Here is a 24,181-nt window from a genome sequence, read left to right on the forward strand (position 1 = left end):
AAGGGCGGTTACCATGCCCGGTAACCGCCCTTTTTTCGTATCTACCTTTCCAGCTTTACGCCGCTTTGTAAAAGGTCTCACCCTTGTCTGCCATGTCGCGGAATGACCGGGGTGGGCTGAAGCGTTCGCCGTGGCGCTGGGCCAGGCTGTCGGCGGTGCGGACGAAACTGTCGACACCAACCGTGTCGATATAGCTGATTGGACCGCCGGTATAGGGCGCGAAGCCCCAACCGAAAATCGCGCCTAGATCCGCTGATTGTGGATCGCTTACAACTTCCTCGTCATAGCATTCTGCCGTGGCGATCAGCTGGATATAGAGCAGACGTTCCTTGACCTCTTCGACGGAAGGTTGATCTTCGAGCAGCGGATAATGCTCCTCCATGCCTTTCCACAGGTCAAGCCGGTTGCCTTTGTCGTCATAGTTGTAAAAACCCTTGCCGAAACGGCGACCGGAGCGGCCCAGCTTGTTGACCATCAGATCAAGGAAAGCCTCTCCGCCATTATCGACATAGGCATCACCCAGTGCGGCCTTTGTCGACTGCAGGATGTCATAGCCAAGTTTCAGTGTGGTCTCATCGGTCAGCGCGAGCGGCCCGATCGGCATGCCGAGGTGCAGCGCTGCGTTTTCGATTAGCGCAGGCTTGACACCTTCGGTGACCATCAGCATGGCTTCGTTGACATAGGGTGGGAAGACGCGGTTGGTGAAGAAACCACGCACGTCTTTCACCACAATCGGAGTCTTGCGGATACGCGCATTATAATCAAATGCAGCCGCCAGTGCCTTATCACCGGTTTTCTCGCCGGGGATGATCTCGATCAGCGGCATTTTTTCAACAGGTGAGAAGAAATGCAGGCCGATAAACTGGTCAGGACGCTCTGAATTTTCGGCTAGGCCTGTGATTGGCAGCGTTGATGTGTTTGATGCAAAAATCACATCCTTGCCGATAACCGCTTCAGTCTTTTTGATAACGTCAGCCTTGACCTCGGGATTTTCGAACACCGCCTCAATGATAAGGTCAACGTCTTTCAGGTCGTTATAATCAGTGGTGGGCTTGATGCGTGCCAGGAAAGCATCGGCTTTTTCCTGTGTCATCTTGCCGCGCGACACGCGCTTGTCGAGAATCTTCTTGGTGTAATCGACGGCTTTTTGCGCATCTTCTTCACTGCGGTCCAGCACGATTACATCCATGCCGCCTTTTGCGGTGACATGGGTGATGCCGCTGCCCATCAGGCCTGCGCCCAACACACCGACGGTTTTGAGTTCGAGCGGAGGAATGCCTTCGGGGCGCGCTGCACCTTTTTCGGCAGCCTGCTTGTTCACAAACAATGTGCGGATCATGTTGCGCGCCACAGGACCGGACAATAGCCGCGTGAAATATTTGCTTTCCACACGCAGCGCCGTGTCGATTGGCAGCATTGAGCCTTCATAAAGACATGACAGGATCGCTTTTACTGCAGGATAATTGCCCTTGGACTGTTTCAGCGCAATTGCGGCAGCGCCCATATACATCGGCACGGCGCGCGGATCCATTGAGCCTGCGCCGCCGGGGAATTTATACCCCTTTTTATCCCATGGTGCGGCGGCTTTGGGATTGGCTTTGACCCATTCCTTGGCCTTGGCCACGATTTCATCTGCAGGCGCTACTTCGTTCACAATGCCTTGCGCCAATGCAGCGGCTGGATTGGTGGGTTTGCCCTGCATAATCATCATGCCCGCAGCCTGCAGGCCGATCAGGCGTGGCAGGCGCTGTGTGCCGCCGCCGCCGGGGAGCAGGCCAACCTGCACTTCAGGCAGGCCGAGCTGGAGTTTGGGATTGTCGGCACAGACGCGGTAATGGCATGCAAGCGCCAGTTCCAGGCCGCCGCCGAGGGCCAGGCCGTTAATGGCGCAGGCAACCGGCTTGGCATATGCGCCGCCTTTCAGCATTTCCTTGGCCGTGTGTCCGCCTGTTTCCATTTTGCGCAGCGTGGAGTTTAAAGCAAATGCTTGTTCAAACGCTTCGGCAGTTGTCGATGCCGCGGAAGAACCAAGCATGTTAAGGTCGGCACCGGCGAGAAAGCCGGATTTTTTACCCGATGTAATCACCGCGCCCTTGATATCGTCATTGCTGATCAGTTCATCGACAAATTTCGGGAATTCGGCCATCAGCTCGCCATTCCAGACATTCATCGACTGACCCGGCAGGTCGATTGTCACCAGCGCAATGCCGTCGCTATCCACATCTACAGTGAAAGTGTTGTAAGTCATTTTGTCTATATCCTCAAAGTCCTGAAAGTCTGTGATGTTTTTGCGTCAAACGCGCTCGATGATGGTGGCAATGCCCATACCGCCGCCAATGCAGAGCGTGGAAAGCGCAGTCTGTTTGTTCGTGCGCTCCATTTCGTCGAGCACAGTGCCCAAAATCATCGCGCCGGTTGCGCCTAGCGGGTGTCCCATGGCGATTGCGCCGCCATTGACGTTGATTTCGCTATGGTCGACTTTCATCGCATCCATAAAGCGCAGTACAACGGCAGCAAACGCCTCGTTCAGTTCCCAGATATCAATGTCGCTGGCTTCCATCCCTGCACGTTTCAGCGCTTTTTGCGCGGCGAATTCAGGGCCGGTAAGCATGATAGTGGGCTCGGAACCGATTGAGGCCATGGAAACAATGCGTGCACGCGGTTTCATGCCATATTTCTCGCCCGCTTCCTTGTTGCCGACCAGCACCGCGGCACTGCCATCGACAATGCCCGATGAATTGCCCGCGTGGTGGACATGATTCATCTTTTCAATGTCAGGATGTTTAATCATCGCAACATCGTTAAAGCCCGGCATCGCTTCACCCATCGCCTGAAATGCGGGGTTCAGTGAACCAAGTGATTGCATATCGGTCTGCGGACGCATCAACTCGTCGGTTTCCAGAATGGTTTCGCCAATCACGTCCTTGATCGGCAGAATTGATTTTTCAAAACGCCCTTCGCTCCATGCGGTGGCGGCGCGTTTCTGGCTTTCCACGGCATAGGCGTCGACATCGTCGCGGCTATAGCCATATTTGGTGGCGATCAGGTCGGCCGAAATCCCCTGCGGCACCAGATATTCCTGGAATGCAAGCTGCGGGTCGGCCATGCCGCCGACGCCATCGCTGCCCATCGGCACACGGCTCATACACTCAACGCCGCCGCCAATGGCAAGGTCGGTTTCACCCGATTTCACTTTACCTGCAGCAATATTTACCGCCTCAAGGCCCGAACCGCAGAAACGATTGACCTGTATAGCTGATGTTGTTTCGGGATAACCTGCCTGTAATACTGCCATGCGGCCAATGACCGCCCCCTGTTCACCGACAGGGGAGACTGTGCCAAATGCTACATCTTCGATTTCGCCGCCCGATAGACCATTGCGGTCACGGACAGAGCCGAGCACCTGTGCAGAAAGGTTGAGCGCTGTGATTTCATGCAGTGCGCCGTCGGATTTGCCTTTGCCGCGCGGGGAGCGGACAGCGTCGTAAATATAGGCTTCGGTCATCGAAAATGTCTCCTGGAACGTCTTTTGTGTCTCATTAGATATAGGGGCCGGGCGGTCAATATCCAGCATGGTTGCCCGAAATTCAGGTACACAGGATAAATTTAACCGCCCGGTTAAATCTCGTATCTGCTAGCCGATTGTGCAGTGCAGCACAAGGGCAAGAATCGCCTCAGTGCATTTTTTACCTGCGGCAGCTGCTTTTGCTGCGTGTTTATGCCTGCTGTGCTGAAATCTATGCAGCGCCGACTTTGGTCACGTCATGTCCGTAAAGCCAGTCCAGCTGCCGGGCCGTGAAACTGGGTGCTGCGCGTGAGGCCATGCGTAATGGACCGCGTTCGATTGCGCTTTTCTGATGGAACAGCCTTGCATTGTCGCGGGCGGTGTTGATGACCCGCGCAACGCGGTCGCGCCGCCGCCGGGTATAGGCCGTAAAGGCCGCATCGCTGTTCGGGTTTTCCGCCAGCATACGGGCCAGAATATAACCGTCTTCCACAGCCATCACTGCGCCCTGTGCCATAAATGGTGACATGGGGTGGCATGCATCGCCCAGCAATACCGCGCGGCCATCATGCCAAGCCGGTGGTGGGCGGCGGTCGAATATGGCCCAGCGATAGTGCGCATCGGCCTGTTCTGTCATGCGGGTGATAATCGGGTCCCATCCTGCAAAATCGTCCAATGCCTGTGCCTGTGTGCCCCTGGCGCTCCAGCTTTCCTCAGTCCAGTCACTGCATTCAACAACCCCCACCAGATTGGCGAGCCGCCCCCCACGCAATAGATAGGTGACCGCATGCCTGCCCTTGCCTGTCCAGACCGTGGCATTTGGCGGTGGTGTGCGGCCTTTGAGGCGCTCAACCGGCACCACCATCCGCCATGCGGCATGACCGGTAAAACGGGCCTTGTCATCGCTGAGCATCTGCGCGTGTATGGTGGAATGAATGCCGTCCGCCCCTATGACAATGTCGCCATGAACCTTGTCATTGCCGGTAACGGCCCATGCGCGGTTCTTATTCTGGCCATAGCCTGTGACCGTAACGCTTGTCTGGATCGCTTCCGGCATGCGTTCGGCAACTGCATCTGCCAATATTGCAAGCAGGTCCGCGCGGTGAATGTGTACATAGGGTGCACCCCAGCGATGTGTCGCTGCGCTGCCCAGTGGCGTGGAAAACATGATCTCGCCCGTTTGCCCGTCGCACATTTCGGCGGCTTGCGGCAGGAAACCGGCTACTACCACCTTTTCCGCAAGGCCAAGCGCTTGAAAAACCCGCATGCCATTCGGACTGATCTGGATACCCGCACCCACTTCTTCGAGTGTATCTGCACGTTCCAGAATCCGTGCATGCCAACCAAAATGATGCAGGCACAGCGCAGCTGTCAGCCCGCCAATGCCGCCACCTGTTATAATCGCTGTTCGAACCACACCGGTCATCAAGTTGTTATTGCTGGCCATGGCGCTTTTGGCCAGTGGGAAAGTTACCCGATATGTATATGCCCAATATGCATATGGATGAAAGTTGCGCTATTCTTCCGCGAATTTCTGCAGGGCAGCGTTCACAAGTTCACCGCTTTCACCATAACGTTTCCACTGACCGACAGATTTGGAATGAATGGGTGCACGTACCTGCACTGAACTAGCCGTGGCTACAGGTGCAGCATTCTTGTGAAAATTGAGGCAGGCACCTTCCCAGTCCAGGCCCAGGAAATCAATGAGCCTGCGGCTTTCGCTTTCCTGGTTTGAAATCACGTCTTCATAATGGATTTCATGATAATGTGACGCTGGCAATATGCTCCGCCAATGATCCGCAAGCCTGACAAAATGCGCCACAAAATGCGCCGTGTCTTCCAGGTCATAGGCATAGTTGTAATAACCGAAATCAGTGGCAAAAAGCTGCCGGTAATTGGCAAAGACTGTATCACGCGGGTCGCGCCGGACCATGACAATGCGCGCGCCGGGCATGCTTTCCAATATATGTGCGGCAAAGAAGAAGTTGAACGGCATCTTATCTATCAGGCATTGGTTGCTTTCGGTGAGTGTCTGTGTTCGCATGAGATAGTTTTTACCAACAAACCCGGGATCATAGGGCGCTTTCAGAAGCTCAGGGGATAGTGTATGCGGCCCAACGGTTTTGCTACTGCGCTTTGCGAGCAGCGCAAGGTCCGGAAGTTCCCCTGCTGTTGCAACTGCGCTATGACTGGATATGATGCGTTCAATCAGCGTGGTTCCGCTGCGCGGCATACCGACAATGAAAACTGGCACATGTCGCGGAGTTTCTGCCGCTTGGGCTTTTGTATCGGAAATATCAACTGTGTGTGTATTTGCCGCCTTGAATAGAGCGTTCACCCAATCTCTTTCATGACTGACCTGCTGATGCTTCAGCCTTTTGGCTTCATGCAGCCAGTTGAGTGATTTTTGATGTTCGCCGCGACTTTCATGGATTTTGGCGGCGGCGTGACCGAGTTGCAGGGCGCTGTCAGCATCCTCGTGGTGGTTGGCAAATAGGCGTTCGATCCGGACCAGATCTTCATCACCTTGTGGCTCTAGCTGAACAAGGGCAAGGCGTGCGCGATGGAAGGCCGGGTCCATCGCCAGGACACTGCGATAGGTACTGGCTGCCTCTTTCAGTTCGCCAATAAATTGCAACGAGGTTGCCAGATTATAATGAAATTGCGCATTTTTATTATCCTTATCCGTTGCGAAGTTAAAGAACGGGACAGCTTGCTCGTGCAGCCCGGTACGCGCCAGAATTACTCCTATAGTGTCTGCCTCCAGCGCATCGGAACAGTTTTCCAGAGCAACTGACTGCGCCATATCGCGTGCTTCATCCTGCCTGCCTGCCGTTAGCAGGGCCCGCCCTCTGCCAGCCAGAATCCAGACCTGCGAACTACCAAAACCTATTGATTTTTCAGATAATTCAAGTGATTTTACTGGATTGCCGCCTTCCAGTGCCACGAGTGACATGATGCCCCATGCATCGGCATCTGATCTGTTCTCGGAAAGACGTCCCAAGGCAAGATCATAGGCCTGTTGCAAATGCCCCACGCGCAGTTGCTTTTTTGCATCAGTCAGCCAGTGTTTTCGCATTGCAGCAATTTTCCAATTGTTTTTATGACATTCAGGTTACAGAATATCGCGTAACTGGGGAGTGGAGGGAAGAAAATTATGAACAAACCCAAATATACGTTTCGTACCATGCTGTTTCTTGCAGCGAGTACCATGCCATTTACTGCGCAAGCGCAGACGGACAGTCAAGAGGGCGCAGAAAATGACGATAGGGACGTCATTATCGTCACTGCGACGCGTCGTGAAGGCACGGTGCAGGATGTGCCAATCAACATTTCCGCTGTAGGCGGTGAAGAGCTTCAGGCGCGCGGGCTTGAAAACCTGCGCGAAGTTGCGGCGACCGTGCCGGGCGTATATATTCTTGATCAGGGTAACCGTTCCGGAACACCTGTCGTGTTTCGTGGCCTGAATGCCACCGGCCTTGGTTCCTTTGACGGCAATAATGATGGCGGTGGTGCGGTCTCAACCTATGTTGGCGACATTCCGCTTTTTGTTGACCTGCGGCTGAACGATATGGAGCGGGTTGAATTCCTGCTTGGTCCGCAGGGGACCCTTTACGGTGCGGGTACATTGGGTGGTGCGATCCGTTATATTCCCGTCAAACCCAAGCTGGGTGAAATAGGCGGCGAACTGCGCGGTGATGCCTATGCCTATTCGTCAGGTAGCGGTATCAGCACCGATACCGGCATGACAATCAACATTCCGCTGGGTGAGAGTATAGCTTTTCGCGGTTCGGTTGATTTTTCAAATGACCGCGGCTTTATCGACTATCCCTATGCAGTGCGTGAGATCGCGGTTTCCAACCCGGATGATATCGCTGATGCGTCCAATTTCAAGCCGCTCAAGGACTTGAACACAGATGAAACTTTTTCTGCGCGCGCCGCGCTTCGTTTCAACCCGTCCAATACATTTGATGCCACGTTGACCTATCATTACCAAGATGCCCGGACCGAAGGGCGTCAGCTTTCACAGCGCCGCCTTAGCAATTTTCCGGTAGCCATCGGTAAATATGAGAATGCGCTGCGTGTGCGTGAACCTAATAAACGTGAAACCCAACTGGTATCGCTGGAAGCGGAACTGGACTTGGGTTTTGCTTCACTGGTGTCCGCGACCGGCTATTCCAAGCATAAGGAGCGCGGTAACCGCGACCAGACTGACCTGTTGATCACTTTGGAATATAGCTATGAGCAGTTCCCGAATTTCACGGCCTTCACGCTTGAGGAAGATGAAACCGAGATATTTACACAGGAAATGCGTCTCGTTTCCAGTTTTGATGGTCCGTTCAGCTTCATTGTTGGCGGTTTCTACAATGATGAAAAAGTCCGCGCGCTGAGCACTGAATTCGCACCAGGTTATGACCAGTTTGCTGTCGATAATTTTGGCGGTGTGCAATTACGGCCTGATTCGATCGAATATATCGCGCCGTTTAACTCAGACCTGACCGAGGTGGCGGTCTTTGGTGAAATCAGCTACCAGATCACCGATGCGTGGCAGGTGACAGTTGGCGGACGCTATTACGACTATGATCTGCAGACTGAATCTGCCGTTGACCTGCCGCTGCTTAACACTGTGTTCTTTGGAGATCCACAGGATCAGATCATTCTTGATTTCACGCCTGCGAACCAAAAAGACGATGGCTTCCTGTATAAGTTCAATACGTCCTATGAGATCACACCTGATGCGCTTCTTTATGCGACAGTGAGCCAAGGTTTCCGTATTGGTAACTCCAACGGGCTTGATCCATGCGACCCGACGGTAACGGTGCAGAATATCTGCGGCCTGCCAAACGAACTGGAGTTTACGGCAGATGAAACAACCAACTATGAACTTGGTTTCAAGACGCAGTGGATGGGTGGTGATCTTACGCTCAATGGTGCTGTTTACTATATAGACTGGAAAGGGCCGCAGGTTACATCAGCAACCATCAACGGCTCTTCGCCTATAACCATTAACGGCGCAGGCGCTGAATCGAAAGGGTTTGAAATTTTCGGGGCGCTACGTGCAACCGACCGCCTGAGCTTCCGTGGTGCATATAGCTATACGGATGCGCAGCTTTCAGGCCTGTCACCATCGCTGCTCAATGAACTGACTCCTCCTGGGTTCGGTACAAATCCGGTTGATGGCCAGGATGGGGATCGCCTGCCGGGTTCACCTAAGCATCAAGGTAGCTTTTTTGCGGATTACACCATGCCGATTTCCGGTGATTGGGATATGAAGCTCAGCTACGGCTTTACCGCGCACAGCAATGTTCTGACACGCACGGGTAGCCGTGCCGGCGGATTGGTACTGCCAGGTTTCGACCGGCATAACGCCTCGCTAAGCGTAAGCGGCAATGGCTGGAACGCGACACTTTATGCCGACAATATCTTCAACACATTTGGTGAAACCGGTGTGCGTGGCACGCCGCTGTTTGATCAGGCTGTTGCCGATATTAATGGCGATCCCGTTTATACGCGGACCTTCGGTACGTTTGTCGCACCGCCGCGGCGTATTGGTGTGCGCGTCAAAAAGAAATTCTAATTGATGCAAATGAAAAACCGCCCGTCCTCCTTCTGAGGGCGGGCGGTTTTTCTGTAATCAGCCCAATCAGCTTTAACCGCCGACCCATACATCAAGTACATAACGGCCCTGTGCTGCCATATCGTCCACCCAAGCAAGACTCTCGTCCAGCGTAGCATCGCTGTGTTCAGTACGGATACTGGCAAGCGCATGTTTGACGTCGGGCTCCATCGCTGCGCCATCACCGCAGATATAGATGACTGCACCCGCCTCTATCAGCTCCCATGTTCTGGCAGATTGTGCCTGCATCAGGTGCTGGACATAAACCTTATCATTGCTTTCGCGTGAAAATGCGGTGTGCAGCTCGGCAATACCATCCCTGCCTGCGGCTTTCAGTTCATCGGCATAGATGAAGTCCTGCTGGCTGTGGCGGCACCCGAAGAACAGCATGGCCGCGCCGAGTGTTTTGCCCGCATCTTTCAGCATGCGGCGCTCTTGCAGGAACCCCCTGAACGGGGCGATCCCGGTTCCGGGACCGATCATGATAACCGGCTTTTGCGGGTTATCGGGCAGGCGGAATGGTGTCGTCGGCGCTTTCACCACGGCCTGCACCGTATCCCCGGGCTGCATGTCGCGCAGATAGGTGGAACACACACCTTTATAAGTACCGGCGCCTGAGCGCGCGGGTCCTTCGACCACACCCACCGTGACCGAACATGTGCCGGGCAATACGTTGGGTGCGGATGAGATCGAATAATAGCGCGGGCTGATAAACGGAATCATTTCCAGGAACTGTGCAAAGGGCAGTTCGCATGCAGGGTGCTCGTCCAAAATATCAAGCACAGACTTGCGTTTCAGGAACACTTCAGTGCGGTAAAGGTCTTTGCCATCACGTGCAGGCGCGGCTAGCGCCTCCAGCAGCGGTTTTGTTTTTGGACAGCGTGTATTGGTCGCCATCACGGCAATATCCCGGCGTGAAGCAACAGCCTGGAGCTCGCCATAAACTTCCGCCAGGCGTTTGACTGAAAAGGTGCTGCCATTGGGGAAGGGGCTACGACGGCCACCGGTCACATCGACGCGGATATAGGTATTGTTATTAAAGCCAAAGCGCGACAGTGCCCGCTCGACAAGCGCAGGGCTGTTGACTGGTATAACGCACAGATGATCGCCCGGCTGGTATGTTACGCCGTCCGGCAATTCAATTTCGATATGGCGTGTCGAACGATCTGACGGATTGGGACCATCATGGTTTTGCAACTCCCGATTGGCACGGATGGTCATGGGCGTCGCGCCTGCCTGCAGCGCGACAGGGTTGGCGGTGACGCTTTCGGCAATTTCAACTTTATAGAGCGGTTCTGCCTCGGCAGGTGCGGTAAAATCGATACCGAGATCAAGTGCGTTGCCAATCGCGGGCCAGAGCTTTTCGAACCAGTCATGGAACTGCTCGTCCATATCCTCGCGGGCATCGCCCTCTCCGCGCGGGGTCAGACGGTGTGCACCCAGTTCTTCCATCCGCTGGTCGATCAGGCGCGGCACGGTCTGGAACGTCGATGCCCAGTCGCGATTGCCGCACCCGAATACGGCATAGGTGACGTCGTCTGCCGCACCGGATCCGGCTTTTTCCAGCCAGTTTGCAAACTGCACGGCATTATCCGGCGGTTTGCCGTTATAGGATGCAGTGACAATCACGACGGCGCCTGATGTGGGCGGACCATCCGGATAGTCATCAAGGCCTGCCAGCACAGTGTCGAAACCGTTCAGGTCACCCATCTGCGCGACTTCATGCGCATAGCTTTCTGCCATGCCCAGGTTGCTGCCGTAGAGCACCGTCAACCTGGTGCCATGCTTGGGACGCTGGGCCTGTGTCTTTGCACTATCAGGTTCGTCAGCAGCAGCGGTAGGTGCAGTGCGGGTCAGGCCGTCACGCACCTTGGCACGGATGGTAAATCCTTCCGGCTTGAGCGACAGCGTCTCCTTGATATCCATTTGGTAATTTTTGTGATCGTAGAGCGTGAAACGCTGCAGGATCATTGCCAGCACCAGCACGGCCTCCTGCAGGGCAAACTGCCGTCCGATACAGGCGCGCTGGCCATTACCGAACGGCTTATAGGCATGGTCGGGCCGCGCAGCCTCGGCTTCGCGGGAGAAATGGTCAGGGTTGAAAGCGTCAGGATCATCGCCCCAGATCGATGTGTCACGGTGCAAACTAGGGATCAGGATGGTGACGAATGTGCCCTTTTTGATCGGATATTTGCCGCCGACAATTTCATCCTCGAATGGCGCAACGCTGAACGCAGGTGCAGTGGGCCAGAGCCGCAGCGCCTCAAGCAGGATAGCGCGCGTATATTCCAGCTGTGCAATCTGCGCAATGGACGGCGCAGTGCCGATATCCTTGCCCAGCACCCGGTCCACTTCTTCAGTGGCTTTCGCCATGATCGCGGGGTTTTTCAGCAGGTAATAGAGCGTGAAGGACATCAGCCCCGATGTCGTTTCATGCCCGGCGATCAGGAACGTGTTGATCTGGTAACGGATATTTTCATCCGACAGGCTTTCGCCCGTTATCTTGTCCACACCCGCCAGCATGAAATTGAGCAGGTCTTTCTGCGCGCCGCCGCTGCGCCGCCGTTCGGAAATGATATCGTCGACCAGTTTGTTCATGAAAGCCACATCGTCTTTCATCTGTGCGAGCCGGTTCCGCAAAATCAGTTTTTCAAAGGGCAGGCCTTTTTGCAGCATGCAGGTTTCCAGCGTACGGGTCAGCGCGTCGATAAAGGGGTGAAAATCCTCCCGGTAAAACGAGTTGAACCGGTAGTCGAAACCGCACAGGCCGATCGTGTCGAGCGTCAGGCCGGTCATGTCGCGTACCACGTCAATCTCGTCATCGGCGTTCAGCCGTTCCCATTTGAGCATCAGCTGATCGGCAATATCGACCATCATCGGCAGGTATTCCTGCATCGCCTTCTGGGCAAAAGTAGGGAGCAATATATTGTGCGCCTTCGACCATTCAGGATCGAGCGTGTCTCCAGTAAACAGGCCGTTCCCGCCTACTGCGCGGACACGTTTAAGGGGGCCGCGGACCGTTTTGTCAAAGCGGGTTTCATCACACAGCTCCTGTACGATTTCAGGGCCGGACGCTATCATGATTGGCGTACCCATCATATCAAGCCAGAAGAGCGGCCCCTGCTCCTTGCAATGTTCCATCAGGCTTTGCAGCGGAGTATCGGAATCAACGGAAAGGATATTGCCGAGTATTGGCAGGCCATCAGGTTTCGGAATAGGATCCAGCCTGTTTTTGCCCGCCATATATGCCTCCCGATAATTTCCCCGTTCAATATTTCTAACAGCCCTGCGCGTGAGTGTATAGATGTTTGACGGTGAAGAGGAATCGCATGCAAGGTTAATATCGCAATGTTTTTGACCGGATTATTGCCATAACGGTCACATCGGCTATGAGTATCGGCAGGAGAACAGGAATGAGCGACGTTCAAGAAAAAGCCCAGGGAACAGAAATAATCTTTCCTTCTGCATCTGGAGAAAATACCCATTGCACATCGTCGGAATATGATCGCCTGTACCGGCAGAGTATCGAAGATCCCGATCAATTCTGGACAGAGCAGGCGAAGCGGCTGGACTGGATAGAAACACCTACAAAAATTGCAGACTGGTCCTATGATCCGGTCGGTATCAAATGGTTTGAAGATGGCGTACTCAATATTTGCCACAATGCTGTCGACCGCCATGTGGCGAATGGCAAGGGTGATGTCACTGCGCTGATATTTGAAGCCGATGCCCCGGACGCAGAGCCGCGTTCGCTCACCTATGCCGAGCTGCTTGCCGAGACTGTTAAAATGGCAAATAGCCTGAAAGAGATTGGCGTCAAAAAGGGCGACCGCGTAACTATTTATATGCCGATGATACCCGAAGGCGCCGTTGCGATGCTCGCTTGCGCGCGCATTGGCGCCATTCATTCGGTTGTGTTTGGCGGGTTTTCACCGGATGCACTGGCCGGCCGGATTGAGGATTGTGAGAGCAAGTTCGTGATCTGCGCCGATGCCGGGGTGCGCGGCGGCAAGACGGTGCCGCTCAAATCCAATGTCGATGCCGCTCTAAAGAAAGTCGATGTTGATGCCATGCTGGTCATCAAACATACCGGCAGCCAGATCGATATGAAATCCGGCCGTGACCACTGGTATCATGACGTTAGCGCCAATGTCCCCAAGGACTGCCCCTGCGAACCCATGCAGGCTGAAGACCCGCTGTTCATCCTTTATACGTCAGGATCAACCGGCAAACCAAAGGGCGTGCTGCACACTACCGGCGGCTATGCAGTATGGACCGCCACCACTTTCCATTATGTATTCGATTACAGGCAAGGTGAGGTTTTCTGGTGCAGCGCCGACATTGGATGGGTTACGGGGCATAGTTATATTGTTTATGGCCCGCTCATCAATGGGGCGACGGAAGTCATATTTGAAGGTGTGCCCAACTATCCTGACCATAGCCGGTTCTGGGAAGTGGTCGCCAAACATAAAGTCAATATATTCTATACTGCCCCGACCGCCATACGCGCGCTGATGCGCGAGGGGGATGATCCTGTCAAAGCGCATGACCGTTCTTCATTGCGGCTGCTCGGCACTGTAGGCGAGCCGATCAACCCTGAAGCATGGCGCTGGTATTACAATGTTGTGGGGGACGGTGAATCTCCCATAGTTGATACATGGTGGCAGACCGAAACTGGCGGCATCATGATTACGACATTGCCCGGCGCACACGGCATGAAACCGGGCAGCGTCGGCAAGCCATTTTTTAGCATCCGGCCCGAATTGGTCGATAATGAAGGCAAAGAACTGAAAGGTGCAACCGATGGCAACCTATGCATCACGCATAGCTGGCCCGGTCAGGCGCGCAGTGTCTATGGCGACCATGAACGGTTTATCCAGACCTATTTCAGCACTTACAAGGGCAAATATTTCACAGGTGACGGCTGCCGGCGTGATGCAGATGGCTATTACTGGATTACCGGGCGCGTTGATGATGTGATCAACGTATCGGGTCACCGCATGGGTACGGCGGAAGTCGAAAGTGCGCTGGTCTCTCATCCCAAAGTGGCCGAAGCCGCTGTCGTCGGCTATCCCCATGATATCAAGGGCCAGGGCATATATTGCTATGTCACGCTCAACGCGGGGGAAGAAAGCTCCGATGCACTCATCGCGGAMCTGCGCAGCCATGTCCGCAGTGAAATCGGGCCGATTGCCACGCCCGACCACCTGCACCTGACGCCTGCACTTCCCAAGACACGTTCTGGCAAAATAATGCGCCGTATCCTACGCAAAATTGCAGAGAATGACTATGGCAGCCTGGGTGATACATCGACGCTCGCCGATCCAGGTGTCGTTGACAAGCTTATCACGGGACGGTTGCAAAAATAATATTGTGATTTTCTGGAGCTAATAATGACTAGTAGTCATGCAACAGAACATGGGTCCTGCTAGCGCAAGACCCATGTTTTGTGACTGAACTTTACTGCTGGCACATCCGGATGTTCTGCCATCGCCTATGCTGGGCGCTATGCATGTGAAGCCAGCAGCACCCTATGGCTATGGCCGCAATATCAATCAACCAGATGGTGGCAAACACTCACCAAAGTGAATGACACATCTGTCTCATTTTATCTGACGACGGACATAGCATATCGAACCATCATAGATAATCTCCCACATAATCACAATACATACTATAGTTGATAAACAATAATGCATATAAACGCCAATAGTTTCTTGCATGGATATGCGAAAACTTGTGGGCAGGAATGTCAGCCGGATCCGAAAGGAGAGGGGACTGACCCAGGAACAGCTCTCTGAGCTCTCCGGCTTATCGCAGCAATATCTTAGTGACCTGGAGCGCGGGAAGCGCAATCCGACTATCGTCACTATCCATGAAATCGCTCTTGCACTGGACGTTACGCATGTGGAGATCGTGGCGCCCTAAGCAATATGAGTAGCCCCTTTATGAGCAGCTATATAGTATTGGCACGTTTACATAATAGCTGGCTGCAACATAGAGGGCGGGGCATTAGCGTTATAGTGACCGGTATTAAACTTACGTAATGTTGATTAGATTAACTCGGTCTGCACCCATCGTTCAATAGAGTGTTGCGCTTTATCGGTAAGTTCTAAAAAAATTCTCCGACTATCACGTCTATCAGGCCTTCGCCGAAGCAGCTCAAATTCTACGAGCATATCAATATACCGAAGAGCTGTGGTAGCCGGCACTTTGGAAGCAATACAGGCGCTGGAAATACAAATGGCATTACCTGATGCTTGAGTTACATAAATATCCAGTAAAATGTCCCAGGCAGGTTCTCCAAAAAGGCCAGTAGGAAAATATTTTTGACGTGCAGTCCTCTCGTGAAGGTGAGTCGCTGCCTTATTTGCGTACATAAGTTTAGTAGAAAGTTGCTGGTTAGCGTCCAGTCCATGGCCCGCGAGCTCAGCAAAAAATAATGACGCGTCCGAAAGCGTCTCCGCTATCTTCGTAAGGTCTATACTATTCGGCACACTCCTTTGAGTCACCTGGCTGTGCCAAGTTGGATGACTGATCCATTGCTATTCCGATAACCATAGCCAGTAAACCAGGAATTGCCCAAAAACCTCCTAACGCTTGATAAATGCTTGCTGCAAAACTTGCCGAAAATAGTGTTGCCATATGCGTTGCCACGGTATTCACCTGGAAAGCTGCCACCCAAAGCGGCCAATAAGCCTTGCTGGAAAGGGCAATGGCTAGCATTGCCATAAGCGTAATCAAATCGATCACCATAACTATGAACTGTGTCTCTAGCCAACTGTCCGTCTCCTGCCCGGTGAGTGAGAGCAATGAAGCGCAAAGGATTACCAGAGAGGCCCTTCTGCCATCACGGCCTCCAGCGAATGATGCATATGTGCAACTTAGAATGACCAGCATCCAGAAAAAGATTACGATTTCCATTCAAGAAGTCCATGACTTTGCCTCTCAATGGTCAAGGTAGATTGCGGTAATATCCTAGTTACGCACGGTGAACGTCAGCTTCTCTCAGCTTTGCGCTTTCATTCCCCAATCCACCCGGGCAACCATAGCCTACCTCAGCAAGAGATGATTGAGCCTGGACTTTACCTAAGGTCCTAACTGTATCCGCCATTTTTGCGCGCCCCGAGATGATTAGACTAATCGCATCGGCTGTTGAACCCAGGAGTTGCTGGCTTGTATGAATGGGTAGTCTGCTGTCTCTGCTGCCTTCAACCAACGATGTGATAAGCGCAGTCCCATCCAACAGGGCGGCATCTATCGATTTGCAAACCCTTTGTGTGTCTGTTGCAACAATGGATCCAGTTGTCTCACTTATTTCAAACATAGCTTCCCCTTTCACGCAAATAGCGTGTTATTTCTGCTCGACTATTCGAGTTAGCTAAATACGGCCAAAACACCTGAGGTTATGAGCGCGATGGCAGTGAAAATTACCAAAGAAATTACTGCTATCTGCAATATGCCCAAAACCCTGCGTCCTGTTTCTAGCTGATTTGGCTTACCTCCGAGTAACGGCAATGTGAACATTTGGCGAAACAAAGACCTTTGCTCATTTTGTTCCGACGCTCTCAGGTTACTTGATTTTTGCGGGTCGGCAATGGACTCCGGCTGACTAGGTAATTTCTGCCTAGATGCACTGTCTCGAAAAAATCGAGCTGCTTCTGCTCTGTTTGCAGCCTGCAAAACGGTAACAGCAGCATGTAGATGATTATCGACTGTTGATGGGGAGATATCAAGAAGGCGCGCGATTTCTTTCGATGTATAGCCATCACCTACCAACCTCAGACAATCTTTCTGACGATCAGTTAGCTTTTCGATTCTACTTGGCCCCATATTCTGATGCTAGAATTACAAATTTGTAATGTCCACATACTCAATTTGGCTCAGCTTCATTGCCTTATACAATATTTGATCCGCCCCCTTATGAGCAGCTATATGGAGTTAGTGGGTTTGCACAATACACGGCTGCACCAAGAGGTTGAGCATCCTACACATAAGATAACTTATCAACTGTCCGCAAACGACTGCTTTGCGCCCCAATGTCGGTCATTGCCCTTTAAGTCAACGCAGTCCAAAAGCAGACGTCCTGCGTATGCTGCACGGTCCGACAGCTCAATCTAATAGGTTTTCCTAAGGCCGTGGTCTTGGCTTCTCTGACAGGTTGCATTCTCAAGGCGATATTGTCCAGCCTTAAGAGCTTGATCAACATAAATGTTTTACGGATGTGTGCGAAATGGAATACGGCAGTATTTTACCAAAGAAGCCATAAAATGGGTGCTCGCATTAATGAAAACGGCCGCTTTAGGGACCGAATATATACTGTTGTCAATTTGATCAATGTAATATAGTTACATTGAAATGAAATTATCCTCGCATCGATTCAGGCGTAGATTTGCAGGCACCTTTTGGCTGCCTGTTGTTCTGTGTGTTTTGATGCTTGGCCAGATCATTGCGGCGGGGCACACGCACGAAAATCAATTTGACGCATCTCTGGAAACAGAATGTGCAATTTGTTCTTACGCAGCACAAAATGATGATTTTGATGTACCAAAGCCCATAAGCGTTCAGGCTATCGAAGTTTCACATTCATGGTTTCCTGATGCGGTAAGCTGGCAGCCTGTCACTGTTACTTTCCAAGCAAAGGCGCGCGCGCCCCCTTATTTCTGACGTCTGGTTGCAAACCGGCCGCAGCGTATCGCTGTACGGCCGCGTGTAACTGACTTTCCAAATATTATCAGCTGTCTGATCCGCTCGGGTCAGGCGCATTTTCTTTGGTTATACAGGAATGTAATAATGAATAATTCGAAAGTTGCGCACTTGATACTGGGTAGCCCTGTATCATGAATTGCGCAGAGCTTGTCATTGACTGGGACGCAATCCGCGATCCGGCTTGCAGTATTCTTATTGAGCCGCGAATGCCCCCAATATCGGACATAAGCATAGAGGAGCTTTTAAGAGAGGCACCTTTTTCTTGGTATGTGGAAGGCACTTTGGATGAGGTCCAGGCAGACCTGATCACGTTACCTGGCGACATGCGGATCGACATTTCGAATCTCGGATCGCGTTTTATGAAACTGATGCACGTTGATAAACTGCGTGTCCGTATTGAAGGTGTCACCGGCAATGCCTGCAAGAAACTCCATGCCGATTATACCGACCTGCGTCTGATTACAACATATGCTGGCGCAGGCACGGATTATGCGCCGCAAAATGATCGCCGTCTTGAACGCATGCCCACGGGTGCGGTTGGGCTGTTCAAAGGTAAGCTGTTCGGCAATGGGCACACCCCATGCCTGCATCGCTCTCCACCAATTGAAGGCACGAATGAAGCACGTCTCGTGCTGGTTATCGACACGCCTGAAAAATAGAAATTTCATGCAATTTGAATAATAATATCAGGGAATTTATAATGAAATACATATTCTTTCTAGCGACAGCATCCATCGCTTTCACGCCAGTTGCACCTGCATTCGCCCAAGACAGTGAAAATGATGAAGCCGAAATTGTCGTATCGGGTGTTCGCCCGGCCTATCGAGGTGATTTCGAAGAGCTTGAAATTCCTCAGGCAGACCAAATCATTGATCAGGAAACACTGCGCGACGCAGGTGTAGTTGATTTGAATGCTGCTCTAGACCTGTCGGCTTCGGTGTCGCGGCAGAACAACTTTGGCGGACTGTGGAATAGCTTCTCCATCCGGGGCTTTTCGGGTGACATCAACCTGCCGAGCAACTTCCTCGTCAATGGCTTTAATGCGGGTCGCGGGTTTGGCGGGCCGCGCGATATTTCAGGGATTGAGGCTGTTGAGGTCCTAAAAGGTCCGCGCTCTGCGGTTTACGGGCGCGGTGAGCCCGGTGGCACCATTAACCTGATCACCAAACGCCCACAGCTCGAGACATCGGGCTACGTTCAATTTCAAGGCGGCTCTTTCGATTTCTATCGCGGCGACATTGATCTGCAGACCACCCTCGGGGATAATGTTGGAGTCAGGATCGCAGGATTCTACGAAGATGCTGGGAGCTTTCGAGGGCCCAAGGAAACGCAAAAATATGGGTTCTACCCGTCGGTGCGTTTTGACATAGGGGAAAGCTCGATCTTGACCTATGAACTGGAATACACCTCACAGGAATTGCCACAGGATCGCGGTGTCATCTTTTCCGATCAGTTCGGTTTCTCGCCGCGCAGATTGTTCACAGGTGAACCCGATGCGCTCATCGACACCGAGGTTCTGGGTCATCAGTTAGAGTTCCAGCACAACTTCAGCGACGATTGGAGTGTTCTTGTCGGTGCGGGATACAGGGAGACATCGCTTGTCGGAGATGCGTATGAGAATAATTTTGGCAGCCGTCAGCCTTATCTGATCGATGGTGAAACCATTTCGCGTTTTTTCCGGTTCAGGGACTATGAAGCGGATTATCTGGCTCTGCGCGCTGAACTAACAGGTGAGTTCAACACCGGGGGTATTCGTCACCGTGTGATCGTAGGTGTGGATTATGATGAGTTCGACAACGATCAGATAGCCAATCGTTTTCGCCAAGGCGGTATTGGCGGAGCGCCGAGCAGCTCGCTCGATCCGCAGACCTATCTGTTGATCGATGTGGATAATCCGCAATATGGCCTCTATCCGCGACCGATTCCAGCCGCGCAGATTGACCGACTGGAAACGACCAGCGGTTTCGGTTTCTACATTCAGGACCAGATCGATCTGACTGATAAACTTCAGTTTCGTTTTGGCGGCCGGTTTGACGATTTCGAGCAAAAACTGATCAACCGGCGCAGTGATCCTGCGGCTGTGAACGAATCTTCCAACAGTGCATTCTCGCCGCAGGCGGGCATCGTTTTTCGTGCAACCGGCGGGGTCAGTTTATACGCCTCCTACGGGGAAGGCATCCGCCAACTCTCTGGTACCGATTTTGAGGGAACATCGTTCGACCCGAACAAATCGACATCGCTAGAGGCAGGTATCAAACTTGACCTTGGCACAGTGTTTTCCGGAGTGCAGGGGTCGGCCTCTGCCACCGTCTTTGACGTCGATCAGAGCAACATTCTTATCTTTGATTCCCGTCCAGAGGCAGCCGGAGAATTAATTCCGGCCGGCGAGGCGCGCAGCCGCGGACTGGAACTGGATGCCAATGCCAGCTTCGATAGTGGCCTGCGTGTCTGGTTCTCCTACGCGTATACTGATGCGGAATATACGAATAGCGGCACCGACTCGGCGACTTTTACAACATTTGACCCGGGCGAGCCGCTGATCAACTCGCCCGATCATCAGCTGAGCCTGCAGGCATCGCAGAGCTTTGCAATCGCTGACCTTGCCGCACAAATTGGCGGAGGTGTCCTTTATGTTGGTGAACGAAACGGTGAAGTGGGCGGCGATTTTGTTTTGCCAGATTACACAACTATCCGTCTGTTCGGTCAGATTGAACCGATCGAAAACCTGGCGATCCGCCTTGATATCGATAATCTGTTCGACGAGACCTTTTACACGGATTCCTTTGCCAATGTCTGGGTGCAACCGGGCGCTCCAAGAACAGTACGCGTTTCCGCTCGTTTCAAATTTTAAGAATAGGAAGGTAGAGTTATGACATCTCCGCTTGAAGCTCGCTCGCTCTCGCTGGTACGCGAAGGGAATACAGTTCTTGACGATGTTTCTTTTACAGTCGCCCAAGGAGAGATATTCGCTTTACTGGGCGGTAATGGTGCGGGTAAATCGAGCACTTTACTGACCTTTCTCGGCTTTCTCGAGCCTTCGGGCGGCGATATACTGGTCAACGGAACCAGTGTTGGCAGTGATGTTGCTCTGGCGCGCTCAGCTATTGCTTATCTGCCGGAAGCTGCTGCGCTTTACGGACATATGACCGCTTATGAAAATCTCGATTATTTTCTCGATTTGGCGGACAAGCTAGCCAGTCAGGCTGAAATAGATGCGGCACTAGAGCGTGTAGCATTACTCGTAGAGGCGCGGTCCCGGCGATTGCAATCCTATTCCAAGGGGATGCGGCAAAAGACGGCAATCGCGCTTGCGCTGCTTCGCGAGACGCCGATCCTACTACTTGATGAGCCAACATCGGGTCTTGATCCCATTGCCATCGATGAGTTTCACGATTTGGTCAAGGCGCTCGCTGAGGGCGGCCAAACTATCTTGATGGTGACGCATGATGTTTATGGTGCATGTCAGGTCGCGGATCGGGTGGGCCTGCTCCGACGGGGCAAGCTTGTTGGCAGTTTTGCAGCCGAGAATAACAAGCGGATAAACACCGAAGCCGTGCATGCAGCATTTGCAGAGCGAGAAGCAGTATGACAGCAATAACTCGCATCGCGCGTGAAGAGTGGCGACTATGGCTGCGTTCAAAAACAGTTGTGGCTGCTGCGCTGATCGTTGTAGCCTTGTTGACAGCCACAAGCGTTCTAACGGTCCACCGTATTGCTTCCGAGCAATCGCAGCGGCTCGAACAGCAGGTCGCAGCAGAGCAGACTTTTTTTGCGCAACCGGATCGCCACCCGCATCGTATGGTGCATTATGGTCACTATGCTTTCCGCCCTCCGCCGCCACTCGCCATGTTTGAACCTGGTGTCGATGCCGTTACTGGCCAGTCGATCTTTCTTGAAGGTCACCGCCAGAATACGGCCATGTTTGCCGATACCAAAGCAGCTGCTGATCTCGGCGGATTTGCGGCACTAACTCCGGCAGGTCTCTATCAGTTACTGCTACCGCTCCTCCTCATCGTGCTGGGTCATGCGCTTTTCCTGCGTGAGCGGGAGAGTGGCACGCTTGCCGTGATGCTGGCACAGGGGCAATCGGGTGTGAAGCTGGCACTGGGCAAGGCAACGGCTTTGCTTGTGGTTATTGCCATCTTCATGATCCCGCTGATCGCGGTCGCTGCCTATTCAGTAAGTTTGGGCGAGAGCGCGCTTGCTGCCTTTTCGCTGGTCGGCGGATATTTCGCTTATTTATGTATATGGGGCGCTATCGTTCTTACCGCTTCGGTCATCCTGAAACAGCGTGCCGTCTCGCTCGGTGTATTGATTTTCATATGGCTGTTCGCCGCACTAATCGTACCGCGCTTTGCCATCAATGCGAGCAGCGTAGCAATCGACGCGCCGGGCAAAATCGAGAGCGATCTTGTGATGCTGGCTGAACAGCGCAAGCTGGGCGATGGCCACAACGCGGCTGATCCGGCCTTCCAGCGTTTGCAAGACCAAGTGCTGAAGCAATATGATGTCGAAACTATTGAAGAATTGCCAATAAACTGGCGCGGTGTCGTCGCATCCTATTCAGAGGCTGAACTGACCGAATTGCTGAATGATTACACCGAAAAACGCATGGGCCTTGAAGCTAGCCAGTCCCGCATGTTCGAATGGTTCGGACTGGCATCACCAACCATATCTGTCAGCTCGCTATCGCGCGCACTCGCGGGGACAGATCTTGCGACGCACCATCGTTTCCTGCGCGAAAGTGAAGTTTTGCGCTTTGATTTTGTCCAATCACTCAATCAGGCTCATGCCGAAAAGCTGGATTACACGACAGATATCAATCGCAACAATGATGCGGCATCTGCACAGCGGGCACGGATCAATTCGGCAAGTTGGCAAGTGCTTGATGAGTTTCGCTTTGCCCCTGACAGCGCCAGCAAGCGTCTCGGTAGAACTGCACTATCGCTGGGGATACTTATTATGTGGCTGTTGCTAGCCTGCGTTATTGTGCTCCTCACTGCGCGGAGGGTAAGAGTATGATGTTGCGAAATTTTGCCCGCGAAATCCGTTTCCTTTCCAAGGACCGAGGCGCGCTATTCTGGCTGGCGCTTTCATTCATCCTTTCGGTGATTGCCGTCTCATTCGGTGTGACCGAGGTTCGTGAACAGCGCGAGACTATTGCAAATTTGATTGAGGAAGACGCTGCAGATCGTGCCAATGCGCTGGAGGGACAGGAAGATTGGGGAAGTGCCGCCTATTATGCTTTCCACTTTACCTATGCTCCGCCGTCTGACTTTGCCTTTGCGGCGATGGGGCAGCGTGACAGCACGCCGTGGAAGCACCGGGTGCGCATGCTTGCTTTAGAAGCCCAAATACATGAGGCTGATACGCGTAACGCGGATTTTGGTCTGGTCGGCAGGTTCGACTTTGCCTTTCTGGCAGCGTCGGTTGTTCCGCTGCTTCTCATTCTCTTGCTCTATGACCTGCGCGCGTCCGAACGAAGTGCCAGCAGGCATGATTTTCTGGTAGCGACTGCGGGTTCATCGCTCTCATTATGGTTTCCAAGGGCCTTGGTCAGAGTTGCCGGGCTTGCGCTCCTGTTGCTCGTTCCCCTCTGGGTTGCCTCGTTAATCGCGGGAGCATCAGGAATGGTTACCTTGCAAGCAACCGGCATCGTAGTTGGCGCGCTGGCTGTCTGGTGGCTGATAGTTGAGCTGGTCAGCCGTATCAAAGCCTCTCCATCCGTTCTGCTCACCTCTCTCATAGGATTGTGGCTGGCTCTAGCTATCGTTGTTCCGGCGCTCTCCAAAGCTGTCATCGAAACGAATAATCCTATTCCAGATGGCGGTGAAATTCTGTTACTTCAGCGAGAAACCGTGAACGATGCCTGGGACCTACCCAAAGAAGCGACGATGAAGCCGTTCATCGAAACTCACCCTGAATGGCGAGAATACGCGGAAATCGAAGAGGGGTTCGAATGGAAATGGTACTACGCTTTCCAGCAAGTCGGTGATCAAAAAGCGGCTCCGCTTGTCGAACAATATCGTGAAGCACGACTCAGACGTGACCGCCAGGCCGGGATCGCCGCGTTGCTTTCTCCAACCTCTTTTGTCGAACGCGCTTTTGAAAAACTGGCCGGTACAGATGCGGTTTCCATGATTGCCTATGAAGATGAGGTGCGTGATTTTCATGCCGAGCTTCGGGCATTTCACTATCCGCTTATGTTTCCAGAGAAGGACTATGATTCGGGGCTACTGGCTGAACTTCCGCTTTACAAGCCCGAGAGCTGAACGTGCCAGATCGCCAGAACATTGATCCAAACCGCTTTAGAACCGGGGCGGGTGCCTGTCTTCTCACACTTGCGTATT

General features: G+C 52.9%; 16 protein-coding genes. 9 read left to right on the top strand and 7 right to left on the bottom strand.

Features of this window, described 5'->3' with window-relative positions:
• Positions 1-55: 55 nt before the first annotated feature.
• From G6Q15_RS07710 to G6Q15_RS07725, 4 genes are all read right to left on the bottom strand, one after another.
• The gene (locus G6Q15_RS07710; RefSeq protein ID WP_164117410.1) at positions 56-2,248 is read right to left on the bottom strand and encodes a 3-hydroxyacyl-CoA dehydrogenase NAD-binding domain-containing protein; all 2,193 of its coding nucleotides are present in this window, start codon (positions 2,246-2,248) and stop codon (positions 56-58) included.
• Between the two features lie 45 nt (positions 2,249-2,293).
• Positions 2,294-3,505 carry an acetyl-CoA C-acetyltransferase gene (locus tag G6Q15_RS07715; protein ID WP_164117412.1) on the bottom strand — a complete coding sequence of 404 codons (1,212 nt, stop codon included), beginning with the start codon at positions 3,503-3,505 and terminating at the stop codon, positions 2,294-2,296.
• A 232-nt stretch (positions 3,506-3,737) separates the two neighbouring features.
• Positions 3,738-4,952: an FAD-dependent monooxygenase gene (locus tag G6Q15_RS07720; protein ID WP_205518121.1), complete on the bottom strand. Its 1,215-nt coding sequence runs from the start codon at positions 4,950-4,952 to the stop codon at positions 3,738-3,740.
• A 69-nt stretch (positions 4,953-5,021) separates the two neighbouring features.
• Positions 5,022-6,584, bottom strand: a complete 1,563-nt coding sequence (locus G6Q15_RS07725; RefSeq protein WP_164117414.1) for a sulfotransferase — start codon at positions 6,582-6,584, stop codon at positions 5,022-5,024.
• A gap of 78 nt (positions 6,585-6,662) precedes the next feature.
• Here G6Q15_RS07725 and G6Q15_RS07730 point away from each other — a divergent pair, with 78 nt between their 5' ends.
• Positions 6,663-9,083, top strand: a complete 2,421-nt coding sequence (locus G6Q15_RS07730; RefSeq protein ID WP_164117417.1) for a TonB-dependent receptor — start codon at positions 6,663-6,665, stop codon at positions 9,081-9,083.
• Between the two features lie 72 nt (positions 9,084-9,155).
• Here G6Q15_RS07730 and G6Q15_RS07735 read toward each other — a convergent pair whose 3' ends face one another.
• On the bottom strand, positions 9,156-12,365 hold the full coding sequence (locus G6Q15_RS07735; RefSeq protein WP_164117425.1) for a cytochrome P450: 3,210 nt from the start codon (positions 12,363-12,365) through the stop codon (positions 9,156-9,158).
• 170 nt (positions 12,366-12,535) lie between these two features.
• On the opposite strand from G6Q15_RS07735, the gene acs reads away from it, so the two are divergent.
• Together acs and G6Q15_RS07745 are read left to right on the top strand one after the other, a co-directional pair.
• Positions 12,536-14,491, top strand: coding sequence for an acetate--CoA ligase (gene acs, locus G6Q15_RS07740; protein WP_164117427.1), 1,956 nt, complete (start codon positions 12,536-12,538; stop codon positions 14,489-14,491).
• A 358-nt stretch (positions 14,492-14,849) separates the two neighbouring features.
• Positions 14,850-15,050 carry a helix-turn-helix transcriptional regulator gene (locus G6Q15_RS07745; RefSeq protein WP_345940292.1) on the top strand — a complete coding sequence of 67 codons (201 nt, stop codon included), beginning with the start codon at positions 14,850-14,852 and terminating at the stop codon, positions 15,048-15,050.
• A gap of 558 nt (positions 15,051-15,608) precedes the next feature.
• Here the strand turns inward: G6Q15_RS07745 and G6Q15_RS07750 are convergent.
• Together G6Q15_RS07750 and G6Q15_RS07755 are read right to left on the bottom strand one after the other, a co-directional pair.
• Positions 15,609-16,046, bottom strand: coding sequence for a hypothetical protein (locus G6Q15_RS07750; protein ID WP_164117431.1), 438 nt, complete (start codon positions 16,044-16,046; stop codon positions 15,609-15,611).
• A gap of 453 nt (positions 16,047-16,499) precedes the next feature.
• Positions 16,500-16,955 (bottom strand): helix-turn-helix transcriptional regulator, encoded by a 456-nt coding sequence (locus G6Q15_RS07755; protein WP_164117433.1) that lies wholly within the window; start codon positions 16,953-16,955, stop codon positions 16,500-16,502.
• 597 nt (positions 16,956-17,552) lie between these two features.
• On the opposite strand from G6Q15_RS07755, the gene G6Q15_RS07760 reads away from it, so the two are divergent.
• From G6Q15_RS07760 to G6Q15_RS07785, 6 genes are all read left to right on the top strand, one after another.
• On the top strand, positions 17,553-17,789 hold the full coding sequence (locus G6Q15_RS07760; protein ID WP_205518122.1) for a hypothetical protein: 237 nt from the start codon (positions 17,553-17,555) through the stop codon (positions 17,787-17,789).
• Between the two features lie 365 nt (positions 17,790-18,154).
• Positions 18,155-18,490, top strand: coding sequence for a DUF1826 domain-containing protein (locus G6Q15_RS07765; protein WP_275897594.1), 336 nt, complete (start codon positions 18,155-18,157; stop codon positions 18,488-18,490).
• A 41-nt stretch (positions 18,491-18,531) separates the two neighbouring features.
• Complete coding sequence (locus G6Q15_RS07770) at positions 18,532-20,682, top strand: TonB-dependent siderophore receptor (RefSeq protein WP_164117438.1); 2,151 nt, start codon at positions 18,532-18,534, stop codon at positions 20,680-20,682.
• A gap of 18 nt (positions 20,683-20,700) precedes the next feature.
• Positions 20,701-21,420 carry an ABC transporter ATP-binding protein gene (locus G6Q15_RS07775; RefSeq protein WP_164117440.1) on the top strand — a complete coding sequence of 240 codons (720 nt, stop codon included), beginning with the start codon at positions 20,701-20,703 and terminating at the stop codon, positions 21,418-21,420.
• Positions 21,417-22,853, top strand: a complete 1,437-nt coding sequence (locus G6Q15_RS07780) for a DUF3526 domain-containing protein (RefSeq protein ID WP_164117442.1) — start codon at positions 21,417-21,419, stop codon at positions 22,851-22,853. The genes G6Q15_RS07775 and G6Q15_RS07780 overlap by 4 nt, the downstream gene beginning before the upstream one ends.
• A complete protein-coding gene (locus G6Q15_RS07785) occupies positions 22,850-24,103 on the top strand; it encodes a DUF3526 domain-containing protein (RefSeq protein ID WP_205518123.1) in 1,254 nt (417 codons plus the stop codon). The genes G6Q15_RS07780 and G6Q15_RS07785 overlap by 4 nt, the downstream gene beginning before the upstream one ends.
• Positions 24,104-24,181: the final 78 nt, after the last annotated feature.

It is taken from the genome of Sphingorhabdus sp. Alg239-R122, from assembly GCF_900537065.1.
Taxonomy (GTDB): Bacteria; Pseudomonadota; Alphaproteobacteria; order Sphingomonadales; family Sphingomonadaceae; genus Alg239-R122.

What these genes read in the sequence shown, in the direction of transcription:
- G6Q15_RS07710 (WP_164117410.1), bottom strand. Translation starts at nt 2,248, where the DNA reads ATGACTTACAACACTTTCACTGTAGATGTGGATAGCGACGGCATTGCG.
- G6Q15_RS07715 (WP_164117412.1), bottom strand. Translation starts at nt 3,505, where the DNA reads ATGACCGAAGCCTATATTTACGACGCTGTCCGCTCCCCGCGCGGCAAA.
- G6Q15_RS07720 (WP_205518121.1), bottom strand. Translation starts at nt 4,952, where the DNA reads ATGGCCAGCAATAACAACTTGATGACCGGTGTGGTTCGAACAGCGATT.
- G6Q15_RS07725 (WP_164117414.1), bottom strand. Translation starts at nt 6,584, where the DNA reads ATGCGAAAACACTGGCTGACTGATGCAAAAAAGCAACTGCGCGTGGGG.
- G6Q15_RS07730 (WP_164117417.1), top strand. Translation starts at nt 6,663, where the DNA reads ATGAACAAACCCAAATATACGTTTCGTACCATGCTGTTTCTTGCAGCG.
- G6Q15_RS07735 (WP_164117425.1), bottom strand. Translation starts at nt 12,365, where the DNA reads ATGGCGGGCAAAAACAGGCTGGATCCTATTCCGAAACCTGATGGCCTG.
- G6Q15_RS07745 (WP_345940292.1), top strand. Translation starts at nt 14,850, where the DNA reads ATGCGAAAACTTGTGGGCAGGAATGTCAGCCGGATCCGAAAGGAGAGG.
- G6Q15_RS07750 (WP_164117431.1), bottom strand. Translation starts at nt 16,046, where the DNA reads ATGGAAATCGTAATCTTTTTCTGGATGCTGGTCATTCTAAGTTGCACA.
- G6Q15_RS07755 (WP_164117433.1), bottom strand. Translation starts at nt 16,955, where the DNA reads ATGGGGCCAAGTAGAATCGAAAAGCTAACTGATCGTCAGAAAGATTGT.
- G6Q15_RS07765 (WP_275897594.1), top strand. Translation starts at nt 18,155, where the DNA reads ATGCGGATCGACATTTCGAATCTCGGATCGCGTTTTATGAAACTGATG.
- G6Q15_RS07770 (WP_164117438.1), top strand. Translation starts at nt 18,532, where the DNA reads ATGAAATACATATTCTTTCTAGCGACAGCATCCATCGCTTTCACGCCA.
- G6Q15_RS07775 (WP_164117440.1), top strand. Translation starts at nt 20,701, where the DNA reads ATGACATCTCCGCTTGAAGCTCGCTCGCTCTCGCTGGTACGCGAAGGG.
- G6Q15_RS07780 (WP_164117442.1), top strand. Translation starts at nt 21,417, where the DNA reads ATGACAGCAATAACTCGCATCGCGCGTGAAGAGTGGCGACTATGGCTG.
- G6Q15_RS07785 (WP_205518123.1), top strand. Translation starts at nt 22,850, where the DNA reads ATGATGTTGCGAAATTTTGCCCGCGAAATCCGTTTCCTTTCCAAGGAC.